This window comes from Streptomyces sp. MA5143a, from assembly GCF_900290235.1.
Taxonomy (GTDB): Bacteria; Actinomycetota; Actinomycetes; order Streptomycetales; family Streptomycetaceae; genus Streptomyces.
In genome coordinates, this window is sequence record NZ_OLMK01000001.1 from 68,528 (window position 1) to 92,572 (window position 24,045).

The following is a 24,045-nucleotide window of genomic DNA, read 5'->3' on the forward strand; positions in this document are numbered from 1 at the left end:
ACCTGTCGCGGACGGCTGTGCGGGCCGGGTCGCGACACAAGACAGAACACCGTGTCACAGGAACAAAGTGGCACTTCAGGGCGTTTTAGCCCGATACAGGGAGGCGGCATGACAGAGACGGCGAGCGGTCCGGCACGGAGTTCCCGCGCCAAGGGCACCAAGGCGAGCAAGGGCCTGCGTATCGAGCGCATCCACACCACCCCCGGCGTGCACCCGTACGACGAGGTGGCCTGGGAGCGCCGTGACGTCGTCATGACCAACTGGCGCGACGGCTCGGTCAACTTCGAGCAGCGTGGCGTCGAGTTCCCCGAGTTCTGGTCGGTGAACGCGGTCAACATCGTCACCAGCAAGTACTTCCGGGGCGCCGTGGGCACCCCGCAGCGCGAGGTGAGCCTGAAGCAGCTCATCGACCGCATCGTGAAGACGTACCGGAAGGCCGGTGAGGACTACAAGTACTTCGCCTCGCCCGCCGACGCCGAGATCTTCGAGCACGAACTGGCGTACGCCCTCCTGCACCAGATCTTCAGCTTCAACAGCCCCGTCTGGTTCAACGTGGGCACCCCGCAGCCCCAGCAGGTCTCCGCCTGCTTCATCCTGGCCGTCGACGACTCCATGGAGTCGATCCTCGACTGGTACAAGGAAGAGGGCATGATCTTCAAGGGCGGCTCCGGTGCCGGCCTGAACCTCTCCCGTATCCGTTCCTCCAAGGAACTGCTCTCCTCCGGTGGCAACGCCTCCGGTCCCGTCTCCTTCATGCGCGGCGCCGACGCGTCCGCAGGAACGATCAAGTCGGGCGGTGCCACCCGCCGCGCCGCCAAGATGGTCGTTCTCGACGTGGACCACCCGGACATCGAGGACTTCATCGAGACCAAGGTGAAGGAGGAGGAGAAGATCCGCGTCCTGCGCGACGCTGGCTTCGACATGGACCTCGGTGGCGACGACATCACCTCCGTCCAGTACCAGAACGCCAACAACTCGGTCCGGGTGAACGACGAGTTCATGACGGCCGTCGAGGCGGGCGGCGACTTCGGTCTGCGTGCCCGGATGACCGGCGAGGTCATCGAGCAGGTCGACGCCAAGGCGCTGTTCCGCAAGATCGCCGAGGCCGCCTGGGCCTGTGCCGACCCCGGCATCCAGTACGACGACACCATCAACAACTGGCACACCTGCCCCGAGTCCGGCCGGATCACCGCGTCGAACCCGTGCAGCGAGTACATGCACCTGGACAACACGTCCTGCAACCTCGCCTCGCTGAACCTGATGAAGTTCCTGAACGACGACGGCAAGGGCAGCCAGTCCTTCGACGTCGAGCGGTTCCAGAAGGTCGTCGAGCTGGTCATCACCGCGATGGACATCTCGATCTGCTTCGCGGACTTCCCGACCCAGAAGATCGGCGAGAACACCCGCGCCTTCCGCCAGCTCGGCATCGGCTACGCCAACCTCGGCGCCCTGCTCATGGCGACCGGCCACGCGTACGACTCCGACGGCGGGCGCGCCCTCGCCGGCGCCATCACCTCGCTGATGACGGGTACGGCCTACCGCCGCTCCGCCGAACTGGCCGCGGTCGTCGGCCCGTACGACGGCTACGCCCGCAACGCCGACGCCCACAACCGCGTCATGAAGCAGCACTCCGACGCCAACGGCACCGCCGTGCGCATGGACGACCTGGACACCCCGGTCTGGGCCGCCGCCACGGAGGCCTGGCAGGACGTGGTCCGCCTCGGCGAGAAGAACGGCTTCCGCAACTCCCAGGCCTCGGTGCTCGCCCCCACCGGCACCATCGGCCTCGCGATGTCCTGCGACACCACCGGTGTCGAGCCGGACCTGGCGCTGGTCAAGTTCAAGAAGCTGGTCGGCGGCGGCTCGATGCAGATCGTCAACGGCACGGTCCCGCAGGCCCTGCGCCGCCTGGGCTACCAGGAGGAGCAGATCGAGGCGATCGTCGCCCACATCGCCGAGAACGGCAATGTGATCGACGCCCCGAGCCTCAAGCCGGAGCACTACGAGGTCTTCGACTGCGCCATGGGCGAGCGGGCCATCTCCCCGATGGGCCACGTCCGCATGATGGCCGCGATCCAGCCGTGGATCTCGGGCGCCATCTCCAAGACGGTCAACATGCCGGAGACGGCGACCGTCGAGGAGGTCGAGGAGATCTACTTCGAGGCCTGGAAGCTCGGCGTCAAGGCGCTGGCGATCTACCGCGACAACTGCAAGGTCGGCCAGCCGCTCTCCGCCAAGACCAAGGACTCGGAGAAGGCGGAGATCACCGAGAAGGCCGAGGAAACCATCCGGACCGCGGTCGAGAAGGTCGTCGAGTACCGCCCGGTCCGCAAGCGCCTCCCGAAGGGACGCCCCGGCATCACCACGTCCTTCACCGTCGGCGGTGCCGAGGGCTACATGACCGCCAACTCCTACCCGGACGACGGTCTCGGCGAGGTCTTCCTGAAGATGTCCAAGCAGGGCTCCACCCTCGCGGGCATGATGGACGCCTTCTCCATCGCGGTCTCCGTCGGCCTCCAGTACGGCGTGCCGCTGGAGACGTACGTCTCGAAGTTCACCAACATGCGCTTCGAGCCGGCCGGTATGACGGACGACCCGGACGTGCGGATGGCCCAGTCGATCGTCGACTACATCTTCCGCCGCCTGGCGCTGGACTTCCTGCCCTTCGAGACGCGTTCCGCGCTCGGCATCCACTCCGCCGAGGAGCGCCAGCGCCACCTGGAGACGGGTTCGTACGAGCCCGCCGAGGATGACGTGGACGTCGAGGGCCTGGCCCAGTCGGCCCCGCGGCAGACGGACCTGAAGGCCGTGGCCACGCCGCGGGCCGAGGTCGAGGCGGCCAAGCCCGCCCCGAAGCAGGCGCACACCAGCGCCGAGCTGGTGGAGATGCAGCTGGGCATCCACGCCGACGCCCCGCTCTGCTTCTCCTGCGGTACGAAGATGCAGCGGGCCGGTTCCTGCTACATCTGTGAGGGCTGCGGCTCGACCAGCGGTTGCAGCTGACCTCTTGAGGCACTGAAGGGCGGCACGGCTCCGGCCGTGCCGCCCTTCGGCGTCCGTGGCGCGATGCGTCAGGCTTCGCGCGGGGCGCCCATCACGCGGGCGAAGGTCGCCGGGTCCTCGTCGTAGCCGTGGAGGCCGGGGAGGAAGCTCCAGGAGCCGGAGCCGTCCCGGACGAACTCGGCGATGACCGCGGCCGTGGAGCCCTGGACGGAGGCGAACTCGTCCTCGGCGAGGACGGTGTAGTCCTCGCGGATGCGCAGGGCCGGATTGCTGACGTCACCGAAGGTCTTCGGGCTCGCCCCCTGCTGTATGGCGACGCCGATCACCACCCGCCCGTACCGGCTGTCGAGGCGGTTCAGCTCGACCGTCATCACCTCGTCCCAGCCGAAGCCCTGGCCGGTCTTGCTGTCACGGTTGAGGGTGATGGTGCCGTCGGGCGAGCGGCTGTCGAAGTGCACGACGTAGGCAGGATCGCCGTTCGGGTCGGCCGCCGGGTAGGTCGCCGCGACGATGTCGAGGTCCGAGGGCGGCTGACCGGCGGGGCTCGGATCCCACTTCAGCGACACCTCGACCTTGCGGATGCCCTTGTTGAGGCCGTTCAACAGAACTCTCCTCCCCGTTCTCCGGTGCGTGAGGGCCGAACTGCTCCCCAGTCCAGGCCAGTTGCCCATCCTCGCATGCGTACGCCGGCGCTCGCCGGGCCACAACCCGCCGGAGAGTGACCGGCGCCACGCTCCGTGGCCTTACCATGGCGCGGTGCTGGTCAAGTGGATTCGCTGCACCGTGGTCGACCGCCGCGGCTTCGAGCGGGGGCAGCGAAAGTGGGCGGGGCTTCTGGGGGAGCCGGGATTCCGTGGACAGGGTGGGGGCTGGAGCCGGGCACGACCCGGGGTGGCGCACATCTTCTCGTTCTGGGAGAGCCGTGCCTTCTACGACTCCTTCATGGCACGGTCCCACGACCGTCTGGCCGCCTCGCAGTCCGGCACCCACAAGGACACGCAGGTCAAGCTGTTCGACTACCGCTTCGACGTGAAGACCGGCTTCGAGCCGCGCTTCGGGGACGCCGACCTCGTACGGGTGGCGCACTGCCGTGTCCACGAGGAGCGCGCCGAGCACTTCGCGCTGATGCAGGAGAAGGTCTGGAACCCCGCGATGGCCGGTTCCCCCGGAATGCTGCGGGGCCTGTTCGGCGAGGCGCCGGGCCATGAGTTCTTGATCCTCTCCATGTGGCAGTCGGCCGCCGAGCACGGCAAATACCGTGTCGAACGCATCGAGCGCCTCGCCCTGCGGGCCCAGATCGAGGCGGATGTCGCCGCCCTCGCGGGCGACATCGTGGAGCTGGAGCCGAGCTGGACGGTCTGACACCGAGAGGGGCCCGCCCCGGCACGCCGGGACGCCGGACTCGGGCGGGGTCCGGCAACCGGACTGTCAGGATCCGTGTGATCTACGCCGTAGGTGACCCGGACAGGTGCTCGTTCCGGCCTCGCCCCCTTTAGGGTTTTGGCATGGCACGACCACGGCGCATCGTCCTTGTCCGGCACGGCGAGTCAACGGGCAATGTTGATGACACCGTGTACGAACGCGAGCCCGACCACGCTCTGGCGCTCACCGACCTGGGCTGGCAGCAGGCCGAGGAGACCGGCAAACGGCTCCGGGAGCTGTTCGGCCGGGAGCGCGTCAGCGTCTACGTCTCCCCGTACCGCCGGACGCACGAGACCTTCCAGGCCTTCCATCTGGACCCCGAGCAGGTGCGCGTACGAGAGGAGCCCCGTCTGCGGGAGCAGGACTGGGGCAACTGGCAGGACCCCGAGGAGGTACGCCTCCAGAAGGCCTACCGGGACGCGTACGGCCACTTCTTCTACCGCTTCGCGCAGGGGGAGTCCGGGGCCGATGTGTACGACCGGGTCGGCAATTTCCTGGAGAGCCTGTTCCGTAGCTTCGAGGACCCCAACCATCCGCCGAACGTCCTGATCGTGACCCATGGGCTCGCCATGCGGCTGTTCTGCATGCGCTGGTTCCACTGGACGGTCGCCGAGTTCGAGTCCCTGTCGAACCCGGGGAACGCGGAGATGCGGATGCTCGTGCTCGCGGAGAACGGCAAGTACACCATCGACCGGCCCTTCGCCCGCTGGCGTGACCCGGAGTCGTACGGGGCCACCAGCTAGAGTGGCAGGGCGATGACCGCTGACTCCTCTCCCGACGGCCGCCTGGAGCGCGCCCTGGCCAGCCTGCGCGGACTCGCGGTGGGGGACGCGCTGGGCTCGCAGTACTTCGTGCCGGTGAACTATCCGCTGCTCAAGCGCCGCGAGACACCGCCCGGCCCCTGGCAGTGGACCGACGACACCGAGATGGCCTGCTCCGTCGTGGCCGTCCTCGCCGCCCACCAGCGGATCGACCAGGACGAGCTCGCCCGCTCCTTCGCCGTCCACCACGACTTCGACCGGGGCTACGGGCCCGCGGTCAACCGTCTGCTGCGGCTGGTCCGCGAGGGCGGGGACTGGCGTGAACTGGCCTCCGCCCTCTTCAACGGCCAGGGATCCTGGGGCAACGGCGCGGCCATGCGGATCGCCCCGCTGGGCGCCTGGTACGCCGACGACCCCGAGCAGGCGACGCACCAGGCGGAGATCTCCGCGTACCCCACCCACCAGCACCGCGAGGCCGTGGTCGGCGCCATGGCCGTCGCCGCGGCCGCCGCCCTGGTGGCCGACCCCGCGGGGCCGCCGACCGCCGAGGCGCTGCTCGACGGGGTCATCGCGCTCGTCCCGAAGAGTGCCGTCGGCGCGGGGCTGCGGCGTGCCCGGGACATGCTCGACTACGCCGACGCGGACACGGTCGCGGCCGTACTGGGGTGTGGCCGGCGTACGACGGCGCACGACACGGTGCCGTTCGCGCTGTGGTCGGCCGCGCGCGCCCTCGGTGACTACGAGACGGCGTTCTGGACCACCGCCCAGGCCGGCGGTGACGTCGACACGACCTGCGCGATCGTCGGGGGAGTGGTCGCCTCCGGCGGCAAGGACGGGGCACCTCCCGAGGGATGGGTGGGGCAGACCGAGGCCCTGCCGGACTGGGCGCCTGTGCGGTAGTTCCGGCTGGAGGGAGCCGGTTCGGCGAGGCCGTTGGGCGAGGCGGTCGCGTGGCGACGGCCCGCTTCCCTGGGCTCGGCGCCACAACCGCCTCAAGTGTCACAGGCGTGCCACAGAGTGCTTCTCGGTCTCTGTCATGGCCCGGCGTGCCGCATAGCCTGACCCGCACGCCGCTGTTGATCTTGACAAGGTGCGGCGCCGAGACACCGGCCCACGAGCCTTCCGCCGCAGCGGCATTCCGCCGGTGGTGGGCGATGAGGGCCGGTCGGGGGAGGGGGTCCCGTGTCCGACCAACCATCCATGCCGGCAGCGCCCGGGTCCGACGGGCGAACGCCCCGGACGCGAGCCTCGGCCGAGCAGCGCGACTCGGAAGCGCGAGAGCCCGCGCGGGCGGGCAAGGAAGCCGCTGCGGACGCCGTCGCGGCAGATGCCGCGGACGCGGAGGCTGCGGAGGGTGCGGATCGTGCGGGGGAGGCGGGGGACGCCACGGCGGAGCGTTCGGCCGCTGAGTCGGCGGGGTCGGACACCCGGTCGGGGTCGACGCAGTCGGACACCCGGTCGAAATCGACGCAGTCGGTCAGCCGGTCGGGGTCGACACGGTCGGTCGCCGGGGCGGAGTCGGCACGGTCGCTCGCCGGGGTCGGGACGGCTGCCGGTGGGGCGGCGTCTCCGCCGTCACGTGCGGCCGGGCCCGGTGTGGAGGAGCCCGCGCCGATCCGTACCGCGACGCTCTGGGCCGCGCTGGCCACCGGGCTGCTGAGCATGCTGCTGCTCGGGGACGGGATGGCGGTCAACCTGCTGGTCGTCGCCGTGCCCGCGACACTGGCCGTGTACGTCGCCGGGCGACAGGCCGGCCGGCGGCCACGCGCCTGGTCGCTCGTCTGGGGTGCGGGAGGGCTCGCCCTGCTGGTCGTGCCCTCCGTGCGGGCCGCGGAGTGGCCCTCGTTCCTCGCCGTCGTCACCGCGCTCGCGGCGGGCTCGCTCGCCCTGCACGGCGGCCGCACCTGGCCGGCCGTCCTGCTCGGCCCCCTCGGCGTGTGCACGGCGCTGGTCACCGGCCCCGCCTGGGCCTGGCAGGGGCTGCGGGAACGCGCGGGCGGCGACCGGAGCAAGGTGGGGCCCGCGCTGCGCTCGCTCGCCGTGGCCGCGGGGCTGCTGCTGGTCTTCGGCGTGCTGTTCGCCCAGGCGGACGCCGCCTTCGCCGACCTCCTCGGCGCCCTGGTACCGGACGTCTCCACGGAGGACGGGCCCTGGCGGGTCCTGCTCCTCACGCTGGGCCTGTTCGGGACGCTCGCCGCGGCCCGCACGGCCGCGGCGCCGGCCCGCTGGGACCGGGTCCGGGTGCCTGCCGCACGGGCCCGTGGCCGCGTCGAGTGGGCGCTCCCGCTGATCGGACTGATCGTCCTTTTCGCCGCCTTCAACGCCGTCCAGCTCGCCGTGCTCTTCGGAGGCTATGACGCCGTACTGGCGGAGACCGGGCTGAGCTACGCCCAGTACGCGCGGCAGGGTTTCTGGCAGCTGCTCACCGCCACCCTGCTCACCCTGGCCGTCATCGTCGTGGCGCTGCGCTGGGCGCCGCGCACCCGATCGAGTGACCGCACGCTCGTGCGGGCCGTGCTGGGAACCCTGTGCGCGCTGGCGCTCGTTGTCGTGGCATCCGCTGTGCGCCGTATGGACATGTATGTGGAGGCCTATGGGCTGACGCGACTGAGGATCTCGGTGGTGGCCATGGAGCTGTGGCTCGGCCTGGTCATCGTGCTCATCATGGCGGCCGGGGTGTGGGGTGCCCGTCTGCTGCCGCGGGCGGTCGCGGTCAGCGCGCTCGCCGGGGTGCTCGCGTTCGGGTTCGTGTCGCCGGACGAGCTGATCGCCGAGCGCAACGTCGAGCGGTACGAGACCACGGGCCGGTTCGACCTGGAGTACGCGAGGGGCCTGTCCGCCGACGCCGTACCCGTCCTCGACCGGCTGGAGGAGCCGATGCGCTCGTGCGCGCTGCGGGACATCGCCGCCGAACTGGACGAGGAGCGGGACACACCCTGGTACGCCACGAGTTGGGGCGAGGCCGAGGCCCGGCGCGTCCTGGCGGAACGGCCGGTGGCGTCCGAGGTGAGCGAGCCGGCGAGTGGGCCGACCTGCGGTGAGCCGGAGTGGGAGCCGGAGCCGTTGCTCCACTGAGGCAGGTGCCTGAGCCCTGGCCTCGTCCCGGGGGCCGTCCCCGCGGTGCGCTCCCGTGACGCCGGGGCGCTGGGACGGGGCTCGCGGGCCGGACCACGTCCCTTGCCCACGGCTCGGCCAGGGACGTGGTCCGGCGTCGGCGGGGGGCGGTCAGCCTCCGGCGGGCCCCGCCGTTCCCGCGAGGGCGTCCAGGTCGCTCTTGCGGACCCTGATGACCACCGCGGCGGTGGCCAGGGCGAGGACGGCCATCGCGATGGCGGGGATGAACGCCGTCGCGATGCCATGGGCGAGCACCTCATGGCTCCAGGGCGCCGGAAGCTGCTGCGTCCTCGCGAACTCGGCCTTCTGCTCGGGGGACGCCTCCGCCATGAACAGCCGCACCTGCTTCTCGCCCTCCTCACGGCTGGCCGTACCGAAGACCGTGGTGAGGATGGACAGACCCAGCGAACCGCCCACCTGCTGCGTGGCGTTGAGCAGCCCGGACGCCGCGCCCGCCTCGTGCGGGGCGACGCCGGAGACGGCCGTCAGGGTCAGCGTCACGAAGTTCAGCCCCATGCCGAAGCCGAACAGCAGCATCGGGCCGAGCACACCGCTGGCGTAGGAGCTGTCCGGGCTGATCAGGGTCTGCCAGGCGAGACCGAGCGCGACCAACGTCGAGCCGCCCAGCATGAACGGCTTCGGCCCCAGCACCGGCAGGAACCGCTGTGACAGACCGGCGCCCGTGACGATCGCGACGGTCACCGGCAGGAAGGCGAGACCGGCCTCGATCGGCGTGTACCGCAGCACGTTCTGCACGAACAGCACGATGAAGAAGAACATGCCGAACATCGCCGCGGCCAGGCTCAGCATGATCACGTACGTGCCCGACCGGTTGCGGTCGGCGAACATCCTCAGCGGGGTGATCGGCTCCTTGGCCCGGCTCTCGATGTAGCCGAATGCCAGCAGCAGGACCACCGCCGCCGCGAACGAACCGATGGTCAGGCCGTCCCGCCAGCCCTCCTCGGCCGCGCGGATGAAGCCGTACACCAGGGACGCCATACCGGCCGTCGAGGTGAGCGCGCCCGCTATGTCGAACCGTCCGGGGTGCCGCTCCGACTCGTTGATGTACATCGGCGCGAGCACGGCGATCAGCACACCGATGGGCACGTTGACGAAGAGCACCCACCGCCAGTCGAGCCATTCGGTGAGCATGCCGCCCGCGAGCAGACCGATGGCGCCGCCACCCGCCGAGACCGCGGCGAACACCCCGAACGCCCGGTTGCGCTCGGGCCCTTCCGGGAACGTCGTGGTGATCAGTGCCAGCGAGGTCGGCGACGCGATCGCGCCACCCACACCCTGGAGGGCGCGCGCGGCCAGCAGCTGCCAGGGCTCCTGGGCGAGACCGCCGAGGAGCGAGGCGAGCGTGAAGACGAGGATGCCGGTCATGAAGACCCGGCGACGACCGAGGATGTCCCCGGCCCGGCCCCCCAGGAGCAGCAGCCCGCCGAACGTCAGCGTGTACGCGCTGACCACCCATGTCAGGTCGGTGGTGCTGAACTTGAGCGACTCTTGAATGTGCGGGAGGGCGATGTTCACAATCGTCGCGTCCAGTACCACCATGAGTTGGCAGGCCGCGATGACCGTGAGCGCGATGCCGGGACGCCCCTCCCGGCGGGCTGCTCCCGGCTTCTGATCCTGAATCAACGGAGAGGTTGTCACTATGGGTCCCCCACAAATGCCTTAGTGAACGCTCGCGTTCACTGTCGCGTCAACGGTAGTGAGTCCCCCTTAGTGAACGCAAGCGTTCACCGAAGTCGCCGCCGTGCGCGCCCCGACCGCCCGCTCGCACCCGCCGAGATCCCCACCCCCAGGCTCAACGGAGAAACACAGATGGTCACTTCGCGCTGGACGGCCGCTCCCGCTCAGACGGCCTCCCCGCGTCGGCGCGGCGCCGTACTCGAACGCGCGATCCTCGACGCCGCGCTGGATCAGCTCAGCACGGTCGGCTGGAACGGCCTCACCATGGAGGGCGTCGCCGCGGGCGCCCAGACGGGCAAGGCCGCGGTCTACCGGCGCTGGCCGTCCAAGGAGGACCTCGTCGCCGACGCGCTCCAGGCCGGGCTGCCCCGCTTCGACGAGGCGCCCGATCGCGGAAACGTGCGCGACGATCTCCTGGAGCTGTGCCGCCAGGCCCGCGAGGCGATGTTCTCCCGCCCCGGCTTCGCCCTGCGCTCGGTGATTCACGAATGCGACACCCTCCAGGCGGAGCGCTTCCACACCGTGATCATCGGGGGGGTCGTCGAGCCCACGGTGAAGTTGCTGAAGGAGGTCCTGGAGCGAGGAATCCGGCGCGGCGAGGTCCGTCCCGACGCGGCCAACGGCTATGTCCTCGACGCCATTCCCGCCATGATGATGTACCGCTCGAAGGTGTGCGGCAGCGAATGGAGTGAGCGGGAGATCGCGGAGATGATCGACCAGTTGATGGTGCCGCTGCTGCGCTCGCCGGGCGCCTGACCCGGTCCCGCCGCGGGACCGCGCCCGCCCCGGGAACCTGGGTGTCGCACCGCCTCACGGGCGGCGTAGGCTAAGGGCGCCATGCCGTACGAACCACCTACTCACACCGTCGAGCGCTCCCTGCGCGCCACGACCGGAGCGAAGGTCATTGCCGGTGTCGACGAGGTGGGGCGAGGTGCGTGGGCCGGCCCCGTCACCGTCTGCGCGGCGATCACCGGACTGCGCCGACCGCCCGAGGGCCTCACCGACTCCAAGCTCCTGACGATCAAGCGCCGCGAGGCGCTCGCCGAGGAACTGCTGAAGTGGGTGACCTCGTACGCCCTCGGTCATGCCTCCCCGGAGGAGATCGACGACCTGGGGATGACGGCCGCACTGCGGCTCGCCGCCGTACGGGCCCTGGACGCGCTCCCGGTGCGTCCCGACGCGGTCATACTCGACGGCAAGCACGACTACCTCGGTTCGCCCTGGCGCGTCCGTACGGTGATCAAGGGCGACCAGTCCTGTGTCGCCGTCGCGGCGGCCTCGGTGATCGCCAAGGTTCGGCGCGACAAAATGATGGCCGAACTGGGTGTCGAGCATGCAGACTTCGGTTTTGCGGCCAACGCCGGCTATCCGTCGCCCGTGCACAAGGCCGCTCTGGCGGAGCGGGGGCCCACCCCGCACCACCGGTTGTCGTGGGCGTATCTTGATGCGCTGCCCCAGTGGCGGCACCTCAAGAAGGCCCGCAACTGGGCGGACGGAAGCGTTCCGGAGATCGAGGGTCAGCTCGGCTTCGATTTCTGACGGATTCGTTCGCACTCATGTGCCACCCGCTGACGCGAGTCGTCGCGGCGTTTGATAAACATCAGCTCATGCCTCTCATTCCCGAGGAGCCTCAGATTCACGAGAGTGCCCAGGGTCCGCGCGCCACTCCGGCCAGCGGCCGCGTCGCGCCGACCCCTCGTCCCGTACCCGGACCCCGTCCCGCGGCCCCGCCGCGTCCCGGCCGCCCGGGTCCTGCCCGGCCGGTGCCGGCCCAGCGCGCGTCGCACACCGCGGCAAAGCCCGGGCCGTCCGCTCCGGCCGCCAATCCGCAGATCCAGCTTCTCCCGGCCTCGGCCGAGGGCGCGCTGGACGCCGCGGAGGAAGCCGTCGACCTGCTGCTGGAGTCGGGGCGCGCCCCCGGCGACGTACTGGTGATCACCACCGGTGAGCAGCACCCGTGGGCAGCCCACGAGCTCTCCTTCGGGGAGAGCGCGTACTGGGCCCAGCACGACGCGGGAGACGACGTGTTCTACGCCGACGCCTCCGCCGTCGGGCGCGCCGCGCCGCGTCCCGTGGTCGTGGTCGCCGTCAACGGCGGCACCGAGGCCCTCGCCGCGCAGACACTGCCCCAGGCTCTCGGCCGGGCGCGTGCGCTGCTGATCGTCTGTGGCGACCCGCAGAAGATCAACGCGCTGCTGGGCGCCGGAGTCTGAACGACCGCGGACCCTCCCGGTAGGCCCGTCCGGGCACACCGGGGAGCGACGCGTGCCCGTCACGGCCCCCGGGGCGCCGTGACGGCCACACCCCGCGACGGGGCGCTTCGGCGTGCCGGCGGGGTGTTTCGCGTGCCCGCGCGCGGGGCGGGACGGCGAGCGAGGGGCGGGCAAGGCTCGGCTGGTGCTGGTGCTGGTGCGAGGCCGGGGAGGCGCGGGGCCGGGAGGGTGGAGTACGCCCTACGCATGTGTGTGCGCGGGCGCACGTACCCGTAGGTGCACGCACGCGCGAGTGCCCTGTGGCGTGTGGGGGCGCGTGCGTGGCCTGAAGTGTGCCGGCGCCGCCGGGGTCGGCGTGACGGGAGGGCCCGAAGGCCCCGGGTCAGCGGGCCGCCGCTCGGCGCAGTACCTCGGAGGCCACCCCGCCGGTGCGCGGTATCGGCGGCGGTGCCATGGCCGTGGCGAACGGCTCGGCCGGTGAGTCCGCGTGGGGGCGGCGGCCGCCGCGGCCCTCGCCGAGGACCTGCCAGCCGTCACGTGTCAGCGTGATGTACGCCCCGCAGCGCAGTCCGTGCAGGGTGCAGGCGTCCCGCAGTCCCCACATCCACGCCCCGTCCTCCTCCGTCCAACGCGCGTCCCCGTCGCGGCAGTACAGCAGGACGGCCGTCCGGACCGGCGCGCGCCGGCGCAGGTCGTGCGGGATGACCCGGCGCAGCTGCGCGAGGAGCGCGTTACGGAACATCCAGCCGTCCGCCGGGGCCGGTCGCCTGATGAACGAGGCGCTCGCCCGCAGCCGTTCGTCGGGGTCCAGGACGGCGATGACCGCCGTCGCGGGCCGCGGCTGGTGGCGCGCGTGCAGTCCGCTGACGACCTCCCGGGGATTACGCAGCAGCGGAATCCCCGCGGCGGCCCATTCCGCGGGCTCGAGCAACCGGTTGGCGGAAGCGGCGGACAGGTCGGCAGACGTCGACATGGAGGCCGCCGAGGACGGAGCGAATCCGAAGGTCACGATCCTCCCTTCGGCTACGCGCCCACACTGCGGGCGGGGTCGGACTGGGGGAGCGCACGCCGCAGCAGAAGCCCTACCGGTTCACCGGTGGGCCGTGCGGGGAGCGGACCTCAATTCTTCCTGCCGAACTTGGTTGCGGCAACGAGCAATTGGGGCCACTGGCGGTTTTGTGGTGATCCACCGTTTATATCCCCGCCCTGTGGGAGTCGTCGGCAACGCCCCGGGGGGCGGGTGGCAGCGCGCTGTTGACGTGTCGATCCGGGGCGGGACACCGGTCGTGGCTGCTTGTGAGGGAGGGGTCGCGGGGGGTGAGGTGGCTGACTGTCCGAGGTATCGGGTTGCATGGGGACATGGACACCGAGAAGCTCCGTGCCGAAGCCGACGCCATCCTCGCCGAGCTCGTCGGCGACCCCACGGGGTCGGCGAGGCTCCGGGAGGACCAGTGGCAGGCGGTGGCGGCCCTCGTGGAGGAGCGCCGACGCGCCCTGGTGGTGCAGCGCACCGGCTGGGGCAAGTCGGCGGTGTACTTCGTCGCCACCGCCCTGCTGCGCCGCCGCGGATCCGGTCCGACGGTGATCGTCTCGCCCCTGCTGGCGCTGATGCGCAACCAGGTCGAGTCGGCGGCGCGCGCCGGCATCCAGGCGCGCACCATCAACTCGGCCAACCCGGAGGAGTGGGAGACCGTCTACGGGGAGGTCGAGCGCGGTGAGGCCGACGTCCTCCTCGTCAGCCCCGAGCGCCTCAACTCCGTGGACTTCCGCGAGCATGTGCTGCCCCGGCTCGCGGCCACCACCGGTCTGCTGGTGGTCGACGAGGCGCACTGCATCTCCGACTGGGGACACGACTTCCGGCCGGACTACCGCCGGTTGAGGGCGATGCTGGCCGAACTCCGCCCAGGCGTACCGGTGCTCGCCACCACGGCCACCGCGAACGCGCGGGTGACGGCCGACGTGGCCGAGCAGCTGGGCACCGGCAGCGGCGAGGCCCTGGTGCTGCGCGGCCCGCTGGAGCGGGAGAGCCTCCGCCTCGGGGTCGTCCGCCTGCCCGACGCGGCACACCGGCTGGCCTGGCTGGCGGAGCACCTCCAGGAGCTCCCGGGTTCCGGGATCATCTACACCCTCACGGTGGCCGCCGCCGAGGAGGCCACCGCCTTCCTGCGGCAGCGCGGCTTCGAGGTGACGTCCTACACGGGGCGCACGGAGAACGCCGACCGGCTCCAGGCCGAGACCGACCTCCAGGAGAACCGGGTGAAGGCGCTGGTCGCGACCTCGGCCCTCGGTATGGGCTTCGACAAGCCGGACCTGGGGTTCGTGGTCCATCTGGGTTCGCCGTCCTCGCCGATCGCCTACTACCAGCAGGTGGGGCGCGCGGGGCGCGGTGTGGCGCACGCCGATGTCCTGCTGCTGCCGGGCAAGGAGGACGAGGCCATCTGGCGCTACTTCGCCGACACCGCCTTCCCTCCCGAGGCGCAGGTCCGGCAGACCCTCACGGCCCTCGCCGAAGCGGGACGGCCGCTGTCGGTGCCGGCCCTGGAGACGTCCGTGGACCTCCGGCGCACCCGGCTGGAGACCATGCTGAAGGTGCTCGACGTGGACGGGGCGGTCAAGCGGGTCAAGGGCGGCTGGATCTCCACCGGCGAGCCCTGGTACTACGACGCCGAGCGGTACGCGTGGGTCGCCAAGCAGCGGGCGGCCGAGCAGCAGGCCATGCGCGACTACGTGAGCACGTCCGGGTGCCGGATGGAGTTCCTGCGCCACCAGCTCGACGACGAGGGTGCCACCCCCTGCGGCCGGTGCGACAACTGCGCGGGGGCCTGGGCCGACTCCTCCGTCTCGACGGACACGCTGACCAGCGCGACGCAGGAACTGGCCCGCCCCGGCGTCGAGGTCGAGCCGCGCAAGATGTGGCCGACGGGGATGCCCGCCCTCGGCGTCGACCTCAAGGGCCGTATCCCGGCCGCCGAGCAGTGCTCCACCGGGCGAGCCCTGGGGCGGCTCTCGGACATCGGGTGGGGCAACCGGCTGCGCCCGCTGCTGGCCGAGAACGCCTCGGACGGACCCGTCCCCGACGATGTCCTCAAGGCCGTGGTGACGGTCCTCGCCGACTGGGCCCGCTCCTCGGAAGGCTGGGCGTCCGACGGTCCCGGCTCCGCCGCCCGACCCGTCGGCGTCGTCGCCATGCCCTCCCTGCGGCGCCCCCGGCTCGTCGCCTCGCTCGCCGAACGCGTCGCCGCCATCGGGCGTCTGCCCTTCCTCGGCAGCCTGGCGTACACCGCGCAGGGCGGCGAGCACACGGCCCGCCGCAGCAACTCCGCACGGCACCTCCAGGCACTGTCCGCCGCCCTCATCGTGCCCGACGAACTGGCCGCGGCTCTCGGCGCGGCCTCGGGCCCCGTGCTGCTGGTGGACGACTTCGTCGACTCCGGCTGGACCCTCGCCGTCTCCGCCCGTCTGCTGCGCCGGGCGGGAGCCGGCCCGGTGCTGCCCCTGGTGCTCGCCACGGCGGGCTGAGCATTCCCCTCACCTGCGGACACAGGCGGGATGTCGGGCAGTTCGGTGGGCCGGCCGGGACTTTCTGTCTGATCCCGAGTGAGCAGTGCGGCGAGTCGATCTCCCTGAGTCCGGGCGACGGATGCTCCCGCGTCCTGCGACTGACGCTTCCGTCCGGCACCCGCCTCGCGAGCTGATCGCGACGAGCGTCCCGAGGACGCGGATGTGCTGGCGGTCTGCCCCGGGCGGTTCCTCGACTCGCCGACCTCCGATGAGCTCGGCGGACGCAGGCCGGCCGTGCCTCCGTCACCCGTCCGGCCGCATGCCGCGGTCGTCGTCGGCCACCGCGGCCCCGCTCAGGCCTAGGCCGAGGTGGGCAGCGGATCAAGGCTCGTTTTCCGCACAGTGACGTCCTGGTCGGCTCGGGGCCGGCCTCCGCCCCGAAACCAAGCGGGTGGACGGAGTCGACTGCGGCCGGATGCCGGGGATCCGGGGTGGGCGGGTTCGCGTCGTTCATGGCCCCATGCAAGCCGACGCCTCCGACATCGCGGGGACGAGCGGTGCAAATCTGTGGACAACCTCTGACGTGGTCATGGTCGGACTTATCCACAGGTCAAAGCGGAATTTCAAGATCCGCGAGATGGTCGCCGCATGACGAATCACAGCGAAGCGGCCGGGACCTCCGGCAACGGTGACATCAGCGGGCAGAACGGATGGAGTGGGCGAGGGGAGACCACCGCGTACGAGGACCGCGAGCGGCGTCCTCTCCCGGACCGTGACGAGTGGCGGTCGCGGTCTCGGTCGGAGCGCGACGAGTGGGTCCCGCAGCATCAGCCCGGGCACGACGAGTCCGCAGGGCACGGGGCGGTGCACGACAGGCACGGGGCGGTGTCTGACAGGCACGGGGCCGTACCTGACAGGGCGGTGCCGATCGTGGGGCACGCGGCGGTACCCGAGGGGACAGGCCCGCTCATGGGGCACGGTGAACGCAGGGCGTACGCGGGCCACGGCACGGCCGCCGGACCCGGCGGCGAGCAGCAGGTCACACTGCGGACCCCGGCCGAGCTGGCCGACGCCCTGCCGTATCTGCTCGGCTACCGCCCCGAGGACAGCATCGTCCTCGTCGCACTGCACGACGGCGAGGCGAAGGGGCGGTTCGGCGGGCGTGCCCGGCTCGGGATCCCGCCGCACACGGACGACTGGCCGTCCGTGGCGCAGCAACTGGCCCAAGGGCTGGTGACCGGCAGCGAGCGCCGGGGCGCCAAACCGGAGAGCATGGTCGCCTTCCTGTGCCAGGACCCGGCGGACGGCGAGTCGGCGCGCGACGTCATGGAGCGCCTGCGGCCACTGGCCCAGCTCCTGCGCAGGGCATGCGGCGCTCTCGACGTCCCGGTGGTCGAGGCACTGTGCATCTCCGACGGCCGCTTCTGGTCGTACTGCTGCCCGGGCAACGGGTGCTGTTCCCCCGACGGCGAGGCGATGGGGCTGCCCGGCACCTCCGTACTGGCCGCCGCCGCGACCTACGCGGGTCTTCAGGTGCGCGGCACGCTGAGGGAATTGCGTGCACGGCTCATGCCCTGGGAGACCGCGGCGGCATTGCAGCAGGAGGCCGCCCTCGACACTGCCCAGGCTGCCCTCGTCCCGCGCATCCTGGAAGCGGAGAGCCGCGCTGACGTGGCGGAGGAGACGATCGCGGTGGTCCGGCGCGCCATGGAGCGCCTCGCGGCCGTACCGACCGTGTCCGGCACCCTCGACGCGGATCTGCGCGACGACGAGCTGATCGGTCATGACGACGCCGCGACCATGATTCTGGGCCTCCAGGACAGGGCGACCCGGGATCGGGCCGCGGAGTGGATGGAGGGTGACGAGGCGAGTCCCGCGCTCCGACTCTGGCGCGCTCTCGCCCGCCGCTGCGTGGGCCCCTACGGAGAACACGCCGCCGCCCCTCTCACGCTGGCCGGCTGGGTGGCGTGGTCCACGGGCGACGAGCTGGAGGCCCGCGAAGCCCTCGCCATGGCCCTCGCCGCCGACCGCGACTACCTCTTCGCCCGACTCCTCCACCAGGCCTGCAACGAAGGCCTCGACCCCGAGTCGATCCGCCGTTGCCTCCGCGCGGAACGCAGGGGACGGGAGCATCCGAACCTTCCGACGACCACGACGGAGGCCGACGCCGAGGAAGCACCGGACGTTGCCGAACTGCCGAGCGAGGTGACAACCGCCGTCGAGGCGTCGCCCGGTGACGTGGCATCCGCTGACAAGGCATGCGGCACCGGTTCTCGGCGCCGGCGCCGGTCACGACCGGAGCGGAGCCCGGACACCCGCGCCGGCCGTCGTTCGCCCGGCGGTGCGGCCCAGCCACGTCGCCCGCGTTCCACCGACGGCGCCGTGCCGGGAGGCCGCCGCTCGGCACGGGCCGCCGACGGCCCCAGCGGCCGAGCACGGGCCCGTCGGGCCGTCGACGGCCCGGGTGCGAAGCCGGAGGGGACGCACAGCGATGAACAGCCGTGACATGGAAGGGACGCATTTCGATGCACGGCCATGGCCCGGAGGGACGGTACGCCGCCGGGGTAGCCGTGAACCGGAAGAGACGACGCCGATGAGTGGCCGTGCCCCGGATGGGACGTAGCCGATGAACGGCCGTGCCCCGGATGGGACGTAGCCGATGAACGGCCGTGACCCGGAGTGGAGCCGTTCCGTTCACCTGAGTGGCGGTATCCGTGGCTTGCCCTCGCCGCCACCCCGCCCCGTCACACCGCCACCGCTGTTCTCCACCAGGTGCCGAGCGCACCCACCGCGCGCCGAACGCAGAAGAAGCAACCCCATACGCAGAAGAAGCCACCCCATGTCCCTGCCCTCCTTGCCCGACGCCTACGACGACATCCCGTCGCTCGGCAGGCTCCGCCAGCCCACGCCCCGCACCCGCGGCGGGGACGGCATCCCGGCCCCGCGCCCGGAGATGCGCAACCCGTCATCGCCCGCCATCGGCGTGCGCCCGAGACACCCGAGCGGCACCAAGTCCCCCACGACCGGCCGGGGTGCCCCCACCCCACCGACCGGCACGCCTGCCGGAAACCAGGCCCCTACCCAACCGTCGCTTCCGGGCCCCCGCCGCCCCACCGAGCTGCCCCCCGCCCACACCACGTTGATCTGCGTCGCTCTGCCGGGCCTCGCGATCTCCGGCGAACACGGTCAGCTGACCGGCGAGGGGCTGGAAGGCTTCTACCGAGGGGGGCGGCGCATGCTCTCCCGCTGTCAGATCCGTGTGGCCGGACGAGAGCCCCTTCCGGTACAGGCACGGATGGTCACGGCCGACCGGGCCCGCTTCGTGGGCACGCTGCGCGTCTCCGCCGACGCCGGCCCCGACCCGGACGTCATGGTCGAACGGACCCGCCACGCCGACGGCACCGAGCGGATCACCCTGCACAGTACGGCCCGCCGCCCACTGCGCCTGCCCGTCGAGGTGTCCCTGGGCACGGACCTCGCGGAACTGGGCGCCGTCGCCTCCGGCAGCGCCGGGAAGGAGCTGCCCGCCAGCGTCCATGACGCGGGCCTGCGCTGGTCCTGCGCCACAGGTCATTCGACCGTCACCGCCTCCCCGCCACCCGCCGACGCCCTGGCCTCGGCCGGACTGCTGCGCTGGGAGCTGGAACTGCCTCCCGGTGGCTCGCGCAGCGTGGAGCTACGGGTACGACCGGACGGGGCGGGCCCCCTCAGACCGGTGGGACGCGGAGCCACGAGCCCCCTCGCCCAGGCGGAGGCCGCGGGTGACGACTCCCGGGCCGGGGCGCTGCTGCACACATGCCTGGAAGACCTGGAAGCTCTGCTGCTGCGCGACCCCGCCAACCCGTCCGACATCCATCTCGCGGCGGGCGCTCCCTGGCGCTGCGGCATGGCCCCGGCCGACGCCCTGATCGCGGCCCGCATGACGCTGCCCCTCGGCACGCGTCTCGCCGCGGGCACCCTGCGCACCCTGGCCCGCACCCAACTCGCGGGCCCGGCGGCCAGGTCAGGCATGATCCCCGGCCCACGGAGGGACGCGGGCCCTCATCTGCCGCCGGGCTGCACCGGCACCGAAGCCACCCTCCTCTTCCCCGTACTCCTGGCCGAGGCCAGACGCTGGGGGATGCCCGAGCAGGAGACGGAGGACCTGCTACCCGCCGCCGAGCGCTGTCTGCGGTGGCTGCGGGCCACCGTCGGCGCCGGAACCTATCTGCCCGACCCGGGCCCCGGCGGCCCGCTGCGCTGCGAGACCCAGGCACACGCCCACCGGGCCGCCCTGCTGGGCGCCGACCTGCTCGACGCGTACGACCGCCCCGGCGCGGACGAGCTGAGGGAGTGGGCGATACGACTGCGCACCCGATTCCAGGTGGACTTCTGGGTCGAGGACCGCGGCGGCGGCAGACCCGCCGCCGCCCGCACCCCCGACGGGCGCCTCGTCCCGCATCTGGGCGCGGCCGGCGCCCACCTCCTCGACACGGGACTGCTGGGCGGGGGCCGCCAGGCTCCGGGCCTGCTCGGCAAGGTGCAGACCGAGCAGCTCGCGCGGCTGCTCGGAGGACCTGCCATGGACTCCGGGTGGGGGCTGCGCAGCCTCGGCGCGAAGGAGGTGGCGCACAACCCGTTCGGGCATCGCAGCGGTGCCGTGCGCGTGCAGGAGACGGCGATCGCGGTCGCCGGGCTCGCGGCGGCGGGCTACGAGAAGCAGGCGAGCGCTCTGATGCGGGGAGTGCTGGCAGCGGCCGAGAGTTTCGGCCACCGGCTGCCGGAGATGTACGCGGGGGAGCAGCGCACGGCGGGCGGCGCGCCGCTGCCGCATCCGGCCGCCTGCAGACCGGCCGCGACGGCGGCGGCCTCGGGTGTGCTGCTGCTCACCACCCTCGTGGGCATCCGGCCGGACACTCCGGCCGGCACCGTGACGCTGCGTCCGGTGAGCAGCGCACCGCTGGGCGAGATCGGCCTGACCGGCCTGCGCGTGGCCGGCGCCCCCTTCGCCGTGCGCGTCAGCAGACTGGGGCTCGCCATGGTCGAGGAAGCGGCCGGCGGTCTGCAGTTGGGAGGGTGACCTCGGTGGACGCGTGATCGACCACGTCCTGTGCGGACGCTGCGAAGGCTCGCCGGGTGGATCATGAGTCAGGTGTCGGACAGAAGCGGATCAAGAACGGAAGCGACCACTGAAGGGAGTGTTTATCGTCAGGAAGACGACTATGATCGCGGCATGCCCTACGACCCGTCGGACTACCCGCCCTTCGCCGTCACCGTCGACCTGGTCGTGCTGACCGTCCGCCGCCACGCGCTGTGCGCACTGACCGTGCGACGGGGCGAACAGCCCTTCCAGGGGCGGTGGGCGCTGCCCGGCGGCTTCGTGCGGCCCAACGAGGATCTGGCGCAGGCCGCCGCGCGGGAACTGTCCGAGGAGACCGGGCTGACCGCCCACGATCCGTCCGCCCCGGCGCAGGACAACGGTGCGCACCTGGAGCAGTTGGCGACCTACGGCGACCCGAAGCGGGACCCGCGGATGAGGGTCGTCAGCGTCGCCCACCTCGCTCTCGCCCCCGACCTGCCGGCACCCCGGCCGGGCGGCGACGCGAACAGCGCGCGCTGGGCGCCCGTCGAGGAGTTGCTGGCTCAGGACGGCTACGGGCGCGACGGCGAACCGGTGGCGCCGCTGGCCTTCGACCACGCGCAGATCCTGGCGGACGGCGTGGAGCGTGCTCGCTCGAAGATCGAGTACTCCTCACTGGCGACCGCCTTCTGCCCGCCGGAGTTCACCGTCGGTGAGCTGCGCCGCGTCTACGAGGCGGTGTGGGCCGTGGCGCTCGACCCGCGCAATTTCCACCGCAAGGTGACGGGCACGCCCGGCTTCCTGGTGCCGACCGGTGGCACCACCACCCGGCAGGGCGGCCGCCCCGCCCAGCTCTTCCGTGCCGGTGGCGCCACCCTCCTCAACCCGCCGATGCTCCGCCCCGAGGTCTGACGGGGGCGCACCGCACGGAGCCGAGGTCTGTCCGACCACTCGGCCCGGCGCAGCCCGCTGCCTCGAAGTGAGTCGCGAGGTGCCCGGAAAACCGGACATATCGCGCTATCTTGCTTCGGGTGATCCAGGCCATCGGACTGACCAGCACCCCTCGCAAGGAGCTTCCGCCCGCCGTCGACGACGTGTCGTTCGAGGCGCACTCCGGCCGTGTCACCGCACTCCTCGGAACGCCGGGTGCGGGCAGGACGACCGTGCTGAGGCTGATGCTCGAACTCCAAAAGGGCCGCGGAATCACCTACTTCAGAGGCCGCCCCCTGCACCGCGTCGCGCACCCCAACCGTGAGGTGGGTGTTCTGCTCGGTGAAGTGCCGGGGCATCCGGCCCGCACGGTCCGCGGTCATCTGCGGATGCTGTGCGCGGCCGCGGGACTGCCGGTGCGGCGGGCCGACGAAGTGCTGGAGGCGGTGGGCCTGGTCAGTCTGCGCGAGGCCCGGTTGAGCACCCTCTCGCGGGGCATGGACCGCCGACTCGGCCTGGCCTGTGCGCTGCTGTCCGACCCGCATGCCCTCGTCCTCGACGAGCCCACCCACGGGTTGTCCGTGCGCGAAGGGCGTTGGTTGCACGGGATCATGCGGGCGCACGCGACCCGGGGCGGCACCGTCCTGTTCACCACCGGCGACCCCAGGGAGGCCGCACAGATCGCCGACCGGGTCCTCACCCTCCAGCAGGGCCGGCTCGTAGCCGACCAGGACGTCGCCGAATTCTCCCGCACCCGCCTCCGCCCCCGGGTGGCCGTCCGCACCCCGCATGCCGCCCGCCTCGGCGCCCTGCTGGCCAAGGAGGCCCGGACCGCACGACGTTCCGTGGAGATCGTCCGAGAGGGCGGCAACCGGCTCTCGGTGTACGGGAGTACCTGCGCGGAGGTCGGTGAGACCGCGTTCCGGCACGGCATCCTCGTACACCAACTCGCGGATGAGATCGGTGACATGGGGCCGACTGCCTCGGCGGCCTCGACTGCCTCGGCGGCCTCGACTGCCTCGGCGGCGACGGAAGCGGCGGTCGCGACACCGACACCGTCGCGGCCTGGTGACGGAACACCGGGGGAGGCGGATTCCGGTGACTCGGTCGAGGATCCACAGGGGGTGGGCGATGACCCCGGGGTGGCTGCGCAAGAGCGCCGGACGCCACCGGCGGGCTCCTCAACGCCCTCCACTCCTCCCGCCGCTGACCGCGGTCCCGTGAGTCACGGAAACCTCGCGGACTCCGCCGGTCCCGCTGATCCCATTGCTCACTCCAGCCCTATCAGCCACACACATCACACCAACACCGCCGACGCTTCGAGGCAACTCAGCCACCAATCGCCCCACCTGCCCCGCCTGCCCCGGTCGGTCGAGGCCGGCGCTCTGCCCCCGCTCCCGCCCCCCATCGCCGTTCGCCCGGCGCCGAACCCCCTGCGTCCGGTGCTCTACGAGTTGCGCCGGGCCATGGGGGTCGGGACCGGATATGTGACCGCGGTCGTCGTGATCGTCGTCTCCGCGGTCATGGCCGTGGTGCTGGCCGGGATGGGGCACACGCCGCAGCCGCGGCTGCTGGCCGCGTGGCCGCGGGAGCTTCCGCTGCCGCCCGCGGCCGTCGGGGCGGGGCTGCTCGGTGCGATGGCATTCGGGGACGAGTTCCGGTACCCGGCGCTGGCCGTGGACCGCGGCCCCGTACCCCGCCGCCTGGGGCTGCTGGCGGCGAAACTCCTCGTCTCGGCCGCCACCGGGCTGCTGCTGGCCCTGTTCACCGTCGGCTGCGACCTGGAAGTCCTCTACCTGCTCCACGGACCGGAACTCACCTCCGTCCCCGGTGCCTGGTTGCCGCTCGGTGCCAGTTGGCTCGGCCTCGTCGTGGGGTGCGCCTGGGCGGGGGTGCTCGCCGCGGGGGTCTTCCGTTCCACCAGCGCGGGGCTGGCGGCCGTGGTCGCCGTCCCCCTCCTCGTCGTCCCCCTGGTGCAGAAGGCGCTACAGGGGCCGACTGTGCGACATGCGATCGGATTTCCGATGCGGCTGCGCGAGCTCGTGCTGACGCAGTGGCCGTTCGGAGGTGATCGCTACGTGGAGGCGGCGGCGCAGGTGATCGTCCAACCCGAGGGAGGCGCGCTGCTGTTGTCGCTGACCGCGCTGCTGGGGGCCTACCTGTTCACGACGGTACGCAGCGGGGTCCGATGAGGATCGCCCTCACCCTTTCGTGCTCACCCTCCGTGCTCTTCCGTCGCCGCAATGTGCACAACTCCTCGTAGAACGCCCATTTCTTTCCGATAAGGCGTCAATTACGAAGGGGTGAGCGATCACCCTTTCGTGTGCTTTTCACCAAAGACCTC

General features: G+C 71.9%; 16 protein-coding genes. 13 read left to right on the forward strand and 3 right to left on the reverse strand.

Annotated elements, in window-relative coordinates:
• Positions 1-108: 108 nt before the first annotated feature.
• Complete coding sequence (locus SMA5143A_RS00275; protein ID WP_107460783.1) at positions 109-3,003, forward strand: vitamin B12-dependent ribonucleotide reductase; 2,895 nt, start codon at positions 109-111, stop codon at positions 3,001-3,003.
• Between the two features lie 68 nt (positions 3,004-3,071).
• Here the strand turns inward: SMA5143A_RS00275 and SMA5143A_RS00280 are convergent, their stop codons facing one another.
• Positions 3,072-3,605, reverse strand: a complete 534-nt coding sequence (locus SMA5143A_RS00280) for a TerD family protein (RefSeq protein WP_375136438.1) — start codon at positions 3,603-3,605, stop codon at positions 3,072-3,074.
• A 154-nt stretch (positions 3,606-3,759) separates the two neighbouring features.
• Here SMA5143A_RS00280 and SMA5143A_RS00285 point away from each other — a divergent pair, with 154 nt between their 5' ends.
• The 4 genes from SMA5143A_RS00285 (at position 3,760) to SMA5143A_RS00300 (ending at position 8,261) form a co-directional block, all read left to right on the forward strand.
• Positions 3,760-4,365, forward strand: coding sequence for a YdbC family protein (locus SMA5143A_RS00285; protein WP_055512486.1), 606 nt, complete (start codon positions 3,760-3,762; stop codon positions 4,363-4,365).
• A 143-nt stretch (positions 4,366-4,508) separates the two neighbouring features.
• Positions 4,509-5,168 (forward strand): histidine phosphatase family protein, encoded by a 660-nt coding sequence (locus SMA5143A_RS00290; protein ID WP_107460785.1) that lies wholly within the window; start codon positions 4,509-4,511, stop codon positions 5,166-5,168.
• A gap of 12 nt (positions 5,169-5,180) precedes the next feature.
• Positions 5,181-6,086 (forward strand): ADP-ribosylglycohydrolase family protein, encoded by a 906-nt coding sequence (locus tag SMA5143A_RS00295; protein WP_107460786.1) that lies wholly within the window; start codon positions 5,181-5,183, stop codon positions 6,084-6,086.
• Positions 6,087-6,386: 300 nt separating this feature from the next.
• The gene (locus tag SMA5143A_RS00300; protein ID WP_375136439.1) at positions 6,387-8,261 is read left to right on the forward strand and encodes a DUF4153 domain-containing protein; all 1,875 of its coding nucleotides are present in this window, start codon (positions 6,387-6,389) and stop codon (positions 8,259-8,261) included.
• Positions 8,262-8,411: 150 nt separating this feature from the next.
• On the opposite strand, the gene SMA5143A_RS00305 is transcribed toward SMA5143A_RS00300, so the two are convergent.
• Positions 8,412-9,959 (reverse strand): MFS transporter, encoded by a 1,548-nt coding sequence (locus SMA5143A_RS00305; RefSeq protein WP_107460788.1) that lies wholly within the window; start codon positions 9,957-9,959, stop codon positions 8,412-8,414.
• Positions 9,960-10,130: 171 nt separating this feature from the next.
• Between SMA5143A_RS00305 and SMA5143A_RS00310 the strand changes: the two genes are divergently transcribed.
• The 3 genes from SMA5143A_RS00310 (at position 10,131) to SMA5143A_RS00320 (ending at position 12,211) form a co-directional block, all read left to right on the forward strand.
• Complete coding sequence (locus tag SMA5143A_RS00310) at positions 10,131-10,754, forward strand: TetR/AcrR family transcriptional regulator (RefSeq protein WP_107460789.1); 624 nt, start codon at positions 10,131-10,133, stop codon at positions 10,752-10,754.
• Between the two features lie 81 nt (positions 10,755-10,835).
• The gene (locus SMA5143A_RS00315; RefSeq protein WP_055512478.1) at positions 10,836-11,537 is read left to right on the forward strand and encodes a ribonuclease HII; all 702 of its coding nucleotides are present in this window, start codon (positions 10,836-10,838) and stop codon (positions 11,535-11,537) included.
• A gap of 68 nt (positions 11,538-11,605) precedes the next feature.
• Positions 11,606-12,211 carry a hypothetical protein gene (locus SMA5143A_RS00320; protein ID WP_107460790.1) on the forward strand — a complete coding sequence of 202 codons (606 nt, stop codon included), beginning with the start codon at positions 11,606-11,608 and terminating at the stop codon, positions 12,209-12,211.
• 382 nt (positions 12,212-12,593) lie between these two features.
• Here the strand turns inward: SMA5143A_RS00320 and SMA5143A_RS00325 are convergent, their stop codons facing one another.
• Positions 12,594-13,220 carry a hypothetical protein gene (locus tag SMA5143A_RS00325; RefSeq protein ID WP_055512474.1) on the reverse strand — a complete coding sequence of 209 codons (627 nt, stop codon included), beginning with the start codon at positions 13,218-13,220 and terminating at the stop codon, positions 12,594-12,596.
• 350 nt (positions 13,221-13,570) lie between these two features.
• Between SMA5143A_RS00325 and SMA5143A_RS00330 the strand changes: the two genes are divergently transcribed.
• From SMA5143A_RS00330 to SMA5143A_RS00350, 5 genes are all read left to right on the forward strand, one after another.
• Entirely contained in the window at positions 13,571-15,730 is a 2,160-nt protein-coding gene (locus tag SMA5143A_RS00330; RefSeq protein ID WP_107460791.1) for a RecQ family ATP-dependent DNA helicase, read from the forward strand.
• 951 nt (positions 15,731-16,681) lie between these two features.
• Positions 16,682-18,217 (forward strand): DUF4192 domain-containing protein, encoded by a 1,536-nt coding sequence (locus tag SMA5143A_RS00335; protein ID WP_107460792.1) that lies wholly within the window; start codon positions 16,682-16,684, stop codon positions 18,215-18,217.
• A gap of 334 nt (positions 18,218-18,551) precedes the next feature.
• A complete protein-coding gene (locus SMA5143A_RS00340) occupies positions 18,552-20,771 on the forward strand; it encodes an amylo-alpha-1,6-glucosidase (protein ID WP_258193185.1) in 2,220 nt (739 codons plus the stop codon).
• A 153-nt stretch (positions 20,772-20,924) separates the two neighbouring features.
• Positions 20,925-21,683, forward strand: coding sequence for an NUDIX hydrolase (locus tag SMA5143A_RS00345; protein WP_107460793.1), 759 nt, complete (start codon positions 20,925-20,927; stop codon positions 21,681-21,683).
• A gap of 119 nt (positions 21,684-21,802) precedes the next feature.
• Entirely contained in the window at positions 21,803-23,893 is a 2,091-nt protein-coding gene (locus tag SMA5143A_RS00350) for an ABC transporter ATP-binding protein (protein ID WP_107460794.1), read from the forward strand.
• Positions 23,894-24,045: the final 152 nt, after the last annotated feature.

Excerpts from the sequence above, each read along its gene's own strand:
- SMA5143A_RS00275 (WP_107460783.1), top strand. The coding sequence starts at position 109 with ATGACAGAGACGGCGAGCGGTCCGGCACGGAGTTCCCGCGCCAAGGGC.
- SMA5143A_RS00290 (WP_107460785.1), top strand. The coding sequence starts at position 4,509 with ATGGCACGACCACGGCGCATCGTCCTTGTCCGGCACGGCGAGTCAACG.
- SMA5143A_RS00295 (WP_107460786.1), top strand. The coding sequence starts at position 5,181 with ATGACCGCTGACTCCTCTCCCGACGGCCGCCTGGAGCGCGCCCTGGCC.
- SMA5143A_RS00300 (WP_375136439.1), top strand. The coding sequence starts at position 6,387 with ATGCCGGCAGCGCCCGGGTCCGACGGGCGAACGCCCCGGACGCGAGCC.
- SMA5143A_RS00310 (WP_107460789.1), top strand. The coding sequence starts at position 10,131 with ATGGTCACTTCGCGCTGGACGGCCGCTCCCGCTCAGACGGCCTCCCCG.
- SMA5143A_RS00315 (WP_055512478.1), top strand. The coding sequence starts at position 10,836 with ATGCCGTACGAACCACCTACTCACACCGTCGAGCGCTCCCTGCGCGCC.
- SMA5143A_RS00320 (WP_107460790.1), top strand. The coding sequence starts at position 11,606 with ATGCCTCTCATTCCCGAGGAGCCTCAGATTCACGAGAGTGCCCAGGGT.
- SMA5143A_RS00330 (WP_107460791.1), top strand. The coding sequence starts at position 13,571 with ATGGACACCGAGAAGCTCCGTGCCGAAGCCGACGCCATCCTCGCCGAG.
- SMA5143A_RS00335 (WP_107460792.1), top strand. The coding sequence starts at position 16,682 with ATGGGGCACGGTGAACGCAGGGCGTACGCGGGCCACGGCACGGCCGCC.
- SMA5143A_RS00340 (WP_258193185.1), top strand. The coding sequence starts at position 18,552 with ATGTCCCTGCCCTCCTTGCCCGACGCCTACGACGACATCCCGTCGCTC.
- SMA5143A_RS00345 (WP_107460793.1), top strand. The coding sequence starts at position 20,925 with ATGCCCTACGACCCGTCGGACTACCCGCCCTTCGCCGTCACCGTCGAC.